The following is a 9,240-nucleotide window of genomic DNA, read 5'->3' as shown; positions in this document are numbered from 1 at the left end:
ACAATTCTACAAATTTTGAGTGTGTCGCTGTTCGAAAAAACCCCAATATTACAAGCGCTTTCTTCGATTGATTACGAAGATGAAACCATTGATGACGATAACCAATTGAATTTATTTGTATAACGTTGGGACAGTAGTGTAAGGGAATATTGATTTAATTCCCGCATAAGTTTAAAAGAGAACTGGTTGGGTCCCATGGAGGCTTAAGACTGACGTTCCCCTACTGTCCATGGGATCCTATTGGGGCTTTTCCGATTGAAAATAACAATAAGGAATGTCTTTTTTCTGACTTTTATTGCTCATCAATCAAAAAAATCAACCCAATTTTAGTTTTTCAGTTCATGGCCCTTCTCAACATTTCCATTGCTTCCTAAAGGGCAATCTGATTTATTGTTTTCCATGGGCAAATTTTTTAAATTCTTTTTTGGGCCAATTCTGGTTTCTTTTCTTTTTTATAATACCGCTGATTTATCCGCTGAGGGAAAGATTACTGATCAAGTAGGGGTGGCGGTATTAAACAACAAGATTTATGGGGCTGCCCCCAGCGGGCAGTTGGCGCTTTTTGAGCTTTCCGCAGGGGAAGAGGTTATAGGGATAGAAAGCAGAGGTATTAATGCCCTCGTAAGGACCTCCACCCGTTTATTGGGGTTCTCAGGGCCGCTTCAGCAATGGTCGGAGAGGCGGCCGAACCTTTTCGATTCTTTTATCGAGTCCATTGTTACCCCCCAGCTTATTTTCGTTCGCAATCAAAAAACACTTTACGGATTCCAAGGGCTCCGAGCCCAATGGAAAAAAGAGGAGCTAGATACCCACGAAGAATTCAAAGAGGTTCTTTTTGGAGAAAATTTGGTGGTTGCGATTACCAACCGGAGAGTTTTAGCCTTATCGGCCTTTACAGGGGGGTTTTTCTTAAGAGACCTTTCCAGACAGGAGGAATTTTTAGACAAGGTCGTCAATGATAATATTGCTATTCTAACTACCTCTCAACGCAGATTGATTTTTAGGTCCAAACTTGCCGTCTGGGCAGAACTGCGATAACCCAACCCATCCTGATACGGTTTTATAAGAGAAAACCCCTTTATTAAATATTTTCCCTGCACCTCAAGCCTCTATAACCATCGCTGGAAGGTCTAAATTTATAACCGATTTGGTTTATCAAAAAAGGAGTCTGACCGGTGAAAGGAAAGAATTAAAATTTCACGCCCAAGATTTGAGGTTTTTAAAAAAAAAAGATCTTCATTTTTCTACAAAAACCTTCCCATAAATACACACCCAATTTTTTATTCTCTTTTTAAGACCCTAAAACCGAATTCTTGAAGACCCTCTTTTTGCTCTATCTTTTAAACACGTTCGGAGGAAAATTTAAAGAAAAAATCAAGAAATAGCTTGCTACCCGGAAGGGTAATTTATAAAATCATTTTTTTAAATCTGTGAAACCCCTCTCGATGAAAAATAAATGTTGTTTTTTCGATGTGGACTTTGTGCGGAGAAAAGGGAACCTTTTCAGAATTTTTTCGATATCTGTTATATTGAGTGTGTGGGTTGAAGCGGAGGATGAGGATGAAAATATCTGTGTGGGGTGTTCGGTTTTGTTTGATCAGTTTTTTCCTTTTTGGTTTTTTTAATGTAGCCTACCCGGGCACATTGGAGCCCCTGGGGGTTCAGGATGCAAGACTTCTTCAAAAAAATGATGGTGAATTTCGGGTGGGTTTTTCTTATTTTCACGATCTTCATAATCAATTTCAGGCTAAAGACCTGAATCGAAGAGTGGCTGAGATACCCTCTCTCAGTTTAAACTTTGGGTTGGGGGAAAGGGTAGAAGGGCAGGTGTCATATAGTTTTCTTTACCTGCAACAGGATGGTAAAGGAGGAATGTGGGGTACCGGGGATATGACTTTTGGATTTAAGGTCAAGGTGAAACGGGATTCCCCCTCATTTCCTGCCTTGGCGGTCCGTTTAGGGGCAAAGCTACCCAATGCCGATGACACTCAAAATTTTGGAAATGATGCCTCAAATATTTTCGTAGATTTCTTGGGGACAAAACATTTTCCTTGGGTGGATATCCATTTGAACCTTGGCTTGACGATTATTGGGTCTCCCCCCGGGGGTGGGGGGGGGCAGGACGATCTTTTAAATTACGGACTGGGGTTTGTAATTCCTGTTTTACCCCAAACGGTCACATTCCTTTTTTCGGTTGAAGGGTTGGATTTTGAGGATTCCCTCAATGGGCGGGGAGCGGTCAGGGGGGGATTTCAATATATATGGAAAGGCTTTATTGTAGATGTAGGTGCTAGTGCGGGCTATGTGGGTAAGAGCGAAGATTGGAGTTTTCAGGCCGGTTTAACCATTCCAATCATACTTCCTCCTCATTGGTGAGCTCCTTTTGGGTGAGGTTCCCTGAACCCAAAATCCTTTTAAGGTTCTTCCATTTCCCATAATAAAAAATCAGGGGGTAAAACTGGATCAAAATAAGAGGTTTATTTTATAAGAGGTTTATTTTATAAAATGAGAACCCCCCTGTCCAGGAGGTTCCCTTTTAGCTGTTTTGTTCCACTCACTCTATTATGAGAATTTAAAGATTTTTTCTTTAAAAGAAGTGACCCATTAGGTCAAAAACTCCTAAACTTATGGGGTTTCCGTGGTTTTAAACCCAAAAGGACCTCTCCTGGCAAAAAGCCAACCCCAAGATTTTGATGGTTTTTCTTAAAAAATCCTGTATAATGGAAAAATTGATTCTTAGAAGCCCCCCTATTTTTAATGATAACTGCCATTCTTATTATTAAGAAGACACCTTTTTGACTTTGTTTAAGAAAGGAAAAAATCTAAATGAATCCCCGTTTTCGTAAAAGCCTTTCAAATAAGATCTTTAAGACCGATATGGTCACGCTCCGCCAGGAAACGGATGTTACCTTTTACCGGAGCAGTGGTCTAGGAGGAGAAAAAAAGCATAATACAGAAACCGCTGTGCGTTTGAGCCATCGTCCCTCTGGGCTTAAGGTCATTGCCACCGAACACCGATCCCAACCCAAAAATCGTCAGCTGGCTTTTCAGCAGCTTCAAAAAAAGCTTTTGGAATTAAACCGAACCAGTAAAAAGCGGGTGCCCACAAAAACCCCTCCAGTGGTTCAAGAAAAACGAATACCAAGTAAACAAAGCCTTTCCAAAAACAAGGTTTTGCGGGCAAATGTCCGCAATAAGTAAAAAAACCTTCCTTTTCAAAGTCATTTCTGTTTTTTTATATCATTGTAATCATTTGGAATATCCATCTTTTGGTTAATATGCCAAACTCGGTTGGCGTTTTAATATCATTTCCAAAGGATTTCACTCGGATGGTTTAAAGGGCTTTCTTGACGGGGGGCATGAAAATGCTATATTTGGATATGGCAGGTATGTCCCAAAGCTACTGATTATAAAAGTTTTTTTTTGTTCTTCGGTTTCCCTGCCTTAAATTAAAAATCATCCATCTTACACCTTCAAAAATTTATATGGAAAAAGAAGATGAAGTCTCCTACAGTCGCTTTCCCTTAAGGTTTTATGCATTGGTCTTGGTTTTAACTTCTGTGGTTCTTTCTGTGTTGGGATGGAATTCCTATCGGTCTTTTCATATCCATCAAAATGAGCAAGAGCGTACCTTTCGACTCAATGCGTTACAATATTCCATCCTCTACCTTGATGAAGTTCTCACTATGTCTGCCCGAATGGCCGCAGCAACAGGTGATTCCCAATGGGAGGGGCGTTACCGGATTTATGAACCCAAATATAAAGAGTTTATCGGCCAAATTAAAGAGATTGGTCCATATGGAAGAGAAACTTCCGGAGAATGGGGACGAAGAGAGAAGTTAGGTCAAATTGAAAATCTGATTTTTGCACTGGTTCGGCAAAACCGAAAAGACGAAGCGCTCGCCATTATTTTCAGAGGTGAATATGAGGAGCAAAAACAGATATATAATAAGGGCTTTCAGGTTTATTCCGGCACCCCAGGGGTACTCCTCGCCCAGAATTTAAAAGAAAGAATTATTTATTTGGATGAAGTGTTGACCATGTCGGCCAGAATGGCCGCGGCGACAGGGGATTTGAGGTGGGAACAGCGGTATCGTAGTTTTGAGCCTCAATTGGAAACTGCCATTGAACAAGCCATGGAATTTGCTCCTTTTGGAAAAGAAGCCGCAGCTCAAACGGAAGCTGCGAATATCAAGTTAATTGAAATGGAGAACCATGCTTTTTCTTTTGTCCGTCAGGGACGCCTTAAAGAAGCCAGCCAAATTTTATTTAGCGATGAATATGAAAACCAGAAATATGTTTATGCGGAGGGGATGGAACTTTTCTCGCAATTGCTTAAACAAAATGCAGAAGCAACCCTGGCTTGGGAGAGGAAAAAATTAATTTTTTCCGTTGCCATTATTATTGCTATTCTCCTGTTTTTGTTAATTGCCTGGTTGGCCGTATTGCAAACTTTAAGAAAGTGGCAGAAGGCACTTCTTCAAGTCAATCAAAATTTAAACCTTCAAACCCATGAATTGGAAAGAACCAATATTGATTTGACTCATGAAATTTTTGAACGGAAAAGAATTGAAGAAGCACTCCGGCTGAGTGAGGCCCGATTTAGCGGTATTTTGGATATTGCCCATGAAGCGATTATTTCCATTGATGAAGGCCACCGAATTCTTCTTTTCAATAAAGGGGCAGAACAAATCTTCGGGTATTCACAACAGGAGGTCCTTGGAGGGCCCATGGACATTTTATTGCCGGAAAGGTTTAGGGCCAAACATTGGGAACATGTTCTATCATTTGTCCAATCTGATGTGGTTTCTCGGAGAGTAGGGGGGCGAAGGGAAATTCTGGGTAAACGGAAAAATGGAGAAGAGTTTTTCGGGGAAGCCTCTATTTCAAAATTAGAACTGGGTCTGGAAAAGATTTTTACCGTGGTCCTAAGGGATATTACCGAACGTAGAAGAACCGAAGAGGAATTGAGATCTAGTGAGGAACGATTTAGACAGTTTGCAGAAAATGTAAAAGAAGTGTTTTGGATGGGGGATGTTAAAAAAAACCAGATGATTTATATCAGTCCTGCCTATGAGGAAATATGGGGCAAGTCACGGGAAATTCTGTATCAATCGTTGGACACGTGGCTGGATGATATCCACCCGGAGGAAAAAAATCGACATTCATCGGCTGGGAGCCCGGAACAAGGGGATTCTCAGGAGGAATATCAAATTGTCAGACCCGATGGTTCCCGGCGTTGGATACGGGATCGCGCTTTTCCGGTTCGAGACCAATCAGGAGAAATTTACCGTTTGGCGGGGATCGCCGAGGACATTACTGAGCGCAAATGTGCAGAGCAATCCCTCCAGAAAAGGGAAAAGCAACAAAAGGTTCTGAGTGAAATTGGTGCTTTATGCCTATCCACGGGGCATTTAACCGAGGCAATGGAAAAGGCGGTTAAAATGGTGGCCGAGATACTGGATGTGGAAATGTGTAAGATCCTCCTTTTAAACGAAAAGGAGGACTCCCTTTTATTGGCGGCGGGAATAGGGTGGCAGGAAGGTCTCGTTGGAAAGGCTATGATTCCAAACCATCATGGATTCCAAGATGGGTATACTTTGATGGTCAATGGACCTGTGATGGTTGAAAATTTGCTAACGGAAACTCGGTTTAAAGGGCCCCCTTTATTATATGACCATCAGGTAATGTCAGGTTTCAGTGTTCCCATGGTCTCTCAAGGACGTGCCATTGGAGTAATGGGGGCTCATTCCAAAAGGCCCCAAAAACTTCCCCAGGACGATTTAGAATTTTTACAAAGTGTGGCAAGCCTTATTGCGGTTGCTATTTCCAGAAAAAGGGCGGAAGAAGCGTTGGCTGAGCAAGCGATCCGGGACCCTCTTACGGGTTTATATAATCGTCGTTATTTTAATTTTAAGATGGTGGAGGAAATCAAAAGGGCTTCCAGATGTAAACAAACTTTGGCGGTTCTTTTATGTGATCTAGACCGGTTTAAGGAGGTCAATGATTCCAGGGGCCATGATGCGGGTGATGAGGTCATTAAAGCGGTTGCTAAAAGTATTCAAGATTCAACCCGGGGGATTGATTTGGTTTTTCGATGGGGGGGAGATGAGATTGTTGTGGTTTTATCCGATCCCACTCGGGAGGGAATATTGACCGCTTCAGAGCGAATCCGGAAAGGGGTGCACAAGATCAATGCCCAATTCAGGAGTGATCTGGATATGAGTATAGGGGTTTCCTTATACCCTGAGCATGGAAAAGGCCCCGATGATTTGATCCGGTTGGCTGATTGGGCCCTATACTTATCTAAGAAGGGAGGGGATAAAATTCACATTGGCGAGGAAGAATATCACCTGGATGAACATTCAGTAAAGGTGGTTTTTCAACCGTTGGTTGACCTTCATTCTAGAAAGGTTTTGGGTTATGAAGCGTTGAGCCGCGACCCACAAGGCAAATTAAGTATTTTGGAACTTTTTAAACGTTACCAAGCCATTGGGCAACTGTACGAATTAAAATCCCTTTGTTTTCATTTACAACTGAAAAAAGCACAAGAGGCGGGGTTAAAACGGGTTTTTATCAACGTGGATTTTCAATTGTTGAATCAAATTGAAATTGTTCCTAAGCCAATAGAAATGGATGTAATCCTTGAAATTTCTGAAGTAGAGGCTTTGTATGATATTGAAAATCATCTTAAAATGGTAAAAAAATGGCGCGAAAAGGGGTTTCAATTTGCCATCGATGATTTCGGGGCTGGATTTATCTCTCTTCCTTTTATTGCCCAAGTCATTCCAGATTATATTAAGCTGGATCGATCCACCATGTTGCAAGCGGTATCTTCTCAGGATTTTAGGAATTTTTCTCAGGATTTGGTTCGGGCGCTGAGAAATTTTTCCAAAGAAGGAATCATTGCAGAGGGGATTGAAACGGAAAAAGAACTAAAAGTAGTTAAAGCGATTGGCGTCAATATCGGGCAGGGCTATTTATTTGGAAAACCTAAAGAATTGAAATCATAAATTCCACGTTTTCCTAAATCCCAAAATTTATACAAATTGTTAAATTCCTTTTTTTAAGATTAAATTCCCTCAAAAAATACGCTTTTTTCTTATCCTTGAATTTCCCCTCGGAATGGTTTTTTAAAAATCGACGGTCCTTTTGAAAAACCTGTATTGACACCTTTCAAAAAGATGGGTATCCTGTTTGGCAATTTTGGGGAAGGGATGCCCATGGGTCGGCCCTCTTTCCTTTGCCCTTCTTTGAATTCAACCCTCTTTCCCGTCAATTTCCATCGCGGGTTTTTCTGATTAGGTTCAAAAGGAGTTAGACCTTTTTCTAAGGGAACAAACTGATGCGCTGATTTCCTTTTAAAGGGTTGTCAGGGAATCAAGGAAAAGAAAGTTTTTTTTTGGTTTTCGGTTGCTTTTCGGTAAAGGGATGGGTTGTTTCGGGACCCTTTACTAGAACAGAAAAACGCAAAACGGTTTGAAATTTTGTGGAAGTACCGGTTTTTTAGGTTGAATCAAATCTAAACCCTATCAGGGAGGAGCGTACCATGAAATTGGTGAGTGCCATCATCAAACCTTTTAAATTAGATGATGTTCGGGCGGCCCTTTCCGAAATTGGTGTACAAGGAATGACCGTTATTGAAGTTAAGGGTTTTGGCCGACAAAAGGGGCATACTGAGATCTACCGAGGAGCGGAGTATACGGTGGATTTCCAGCCCAAGGTCAAAATTGAAGTGGCCATTGAAGCCAGCATGATGGATCAGGTAATTGAAACCATCATCAAATCCGCCAAAACGGGAAAAATTGGCGATGGAAAAATATTTGTTCATGACTTGTCACAGGTCATTCGAATTCGGACAGGAGAAAGTGGAAAAGAGGCCCTGTAACCTTTCTAAGGGAGAAGACCGATGCGTTCATTAATAAAAATAGGTTGGAGTTTTTTTGCTTTTGCTACTTTTGAGACCCTTACCCTTTCCAGGGCCTTTGCGGATCAAGGTTCAGGGCTCAATACGGGAGATACGGCTTGGATGCTTACTTCCGTGGTACTGGTTTTGTTTATGACTATTCCTGGGCTCTCTCTTTTTTATGCGGGTTTGGTCCGTAGTAAAAATGTTTTATCGATTTTGATGCAGTGTTTCAGCATCACCTGTCTGATGACGGTATTGTGGCTGATATACGGATATAGTCTTGCCTTTGGAAATGGAGGACCTCTGAACCCGTTTGTGGGAGGATTTGAAAAAGCCCTTCTTTTAGGGGTGGACCGGGAGGCTTTGAGTGGGACCATCCCCGAAACGGTTTTTGCCATGTTTCAACTAACCTTTGCGATTATTACCCCGGCCCTCATTGTTGGGGGATTTGCCGAACGGATTAAATTTTCTGCGGTTCTTTGGTTTTCTGTTCTTTGGGTGACATTGGTTTATGCCCCGATCTGTCATTGGGTTTGGGGTTCAGGTGGTTGGTTGGCAGAACGGGGTTTAATGGATTTTGCGGGGGGAACCGTGGTCCATATCAATGCGGGGGTGGCGGCACTGGTTGCAGCGATTGTAATGGGGAAACGGACTGGATTTCCCGATACCCCAATGGCTCCCCATAATATGACCATGACGGTAACAGGGGCTTCCATGCTTTGGGTCGGTTGGTTTGGCTTTAATGCAGGCAGTGCGGTTGCCTCGGATGGCAATGCGGGAATGGCCATGATCGTCACCCATATTGGGGCGGCCGCAGGTTCTCTGGCTTGGATGTTTAGTGAATGGTTAAAACATGGAAAACCAAGCGTATTAGGGATTGTGACCGGGATGGTTGCAGGGTTGGGGACCATCACCCCCGCCTCGGGATTTGTTGGACCTTTAGGCGCATTGGCAATTGGAACCACCGCTGGAATCGTGTGTTTTTGGGCGACCCATATTATGAAACGGATTTTACATATAGATGATTCCCTTGATGTTTTCCCTGTCCATGGGATCGGGGGGATTACGGGAACCCTTTTGACCGGTATTTTTGCAGCGGCCAGTCTAGGGGGCGTTGGTTTTGGAGAAAATGGATCAATGGGTCAACAAATAGTAACCCAGTTCATCGGGGTGGGTGCCACCATTGTGTGGTGCGGTGTCGTTTCGTTTATTATCTTTAAAGTGATAGACGCTACGGTTGGTTTAAGAATTAATGAGGAGGATGAAACAGAGGGCTTGGATATTGTCCTTCATAATGAGCGGGGATATAATCTTTAATTTTGTTCCGCTAA

At 42.4% G+C, this 9,240-nt stretch carries 6 protein-coding genes; all 6 read left to right on the top strand.

The genetic code is table 11. The annotated features are described in order from the left end of the window. Nucleotides 1–399: 399 nt before the first annotated feature. The 6 genes from VGB26_06015 to VGB26_05990 all read left to right on the top strand — a co-directional run bounded on the left by VGB26_06015 (nucleotide 400) and on the right by VGB26_05990 (nucleotide 9,226). Nucleotides 400–1,038 (top strand): hypothetical protein, encoded by a 639-nt coding sequence (locus tag VGB26_06015; GenBank protein HEX9757339.1) that lies wholly within the window; start codon nucleotides 400–402, stop codon nucleotides 1,036–1,038. A 522-nt stretch (nucleotides 1,039–1,560) separates the two neighbouring features. Next, nucleotides 1,561–2,376 carry a hypothetical protein gene (locus VGB26_06010; GenBank protein ID HEX9757338.1) on the top strand — a complete coding sequence of 272 codons (816 nt, stop codon included), beginning with the start codon at nucleotides 1,561–1,563 and terminating at the stop codon, nucleotides 2,374–2,376. A 450-nt stretch (nucleotides 2,377–2,826) separates the two neighbouring features. Beyond that, nucleotides 2,827–3,201: a peptide chain release factor-like protein gene (locus VGB26_06005; GenBank protein ID HEX9757337.1), complete on the top strand. Its 375-nt coding sequence runs from the start codon at nucleotides 2,827–2,829 to the stop codon at nucleotides 3,199–3,201. A gap of 284 nt (nucleotides 3,202–3,485) precedes the next feature. Next, entirely contained in the window at nucleotides 3,486–7,013 is a 3,528-nt protein-coding gene (locus tag VGB26_06000; protein ID HEX9757336.1) for a diguanylate cyclase, read from the top strand. Nucleotides 7,014–7,549: 536 nt separating this feature from the next. Then, nucleotides 7,550–7,888 carry a P-II family nitrogen regulator gene (locus VGB26_05995; protein ID HEX9757335.1) on the top strand — a complete coding sequence of 113 codons (339 nt, stop codon included), beginning with the start codon at nucleotides 7,550–7,552 and terminating at the stop codon, nucleotides 7,886–7,888. A gap of 21 nt (nucleotides 7,889–7,909) precedes the next feature. After that, on the top strand, nucleotides 7,910–9,226 hold the full coding sequence (locus tag VGB26_05990) for an ammonium transporter (protein HEX9757334.1): 1,317 nt from the start codon (nucleotides 7,910–7,912) through the stop codon (nucleotides 9,224–9,226). The last annotated feature ends 14 nt before the right edge of the window (nucleotides 9,227–9,240 follow it).

The organism is Nitrospiria bacterium (genome assembly GCA_036397255.1).
Taxonomy (GTDB): Bacteria; Nitrospirota; Nitrospiria; order DASWJH01; family DASWJH01; genus DASWJH01.
This window is presented reverse-complemented; position numbering and strand designations above follow the sequence as displayed.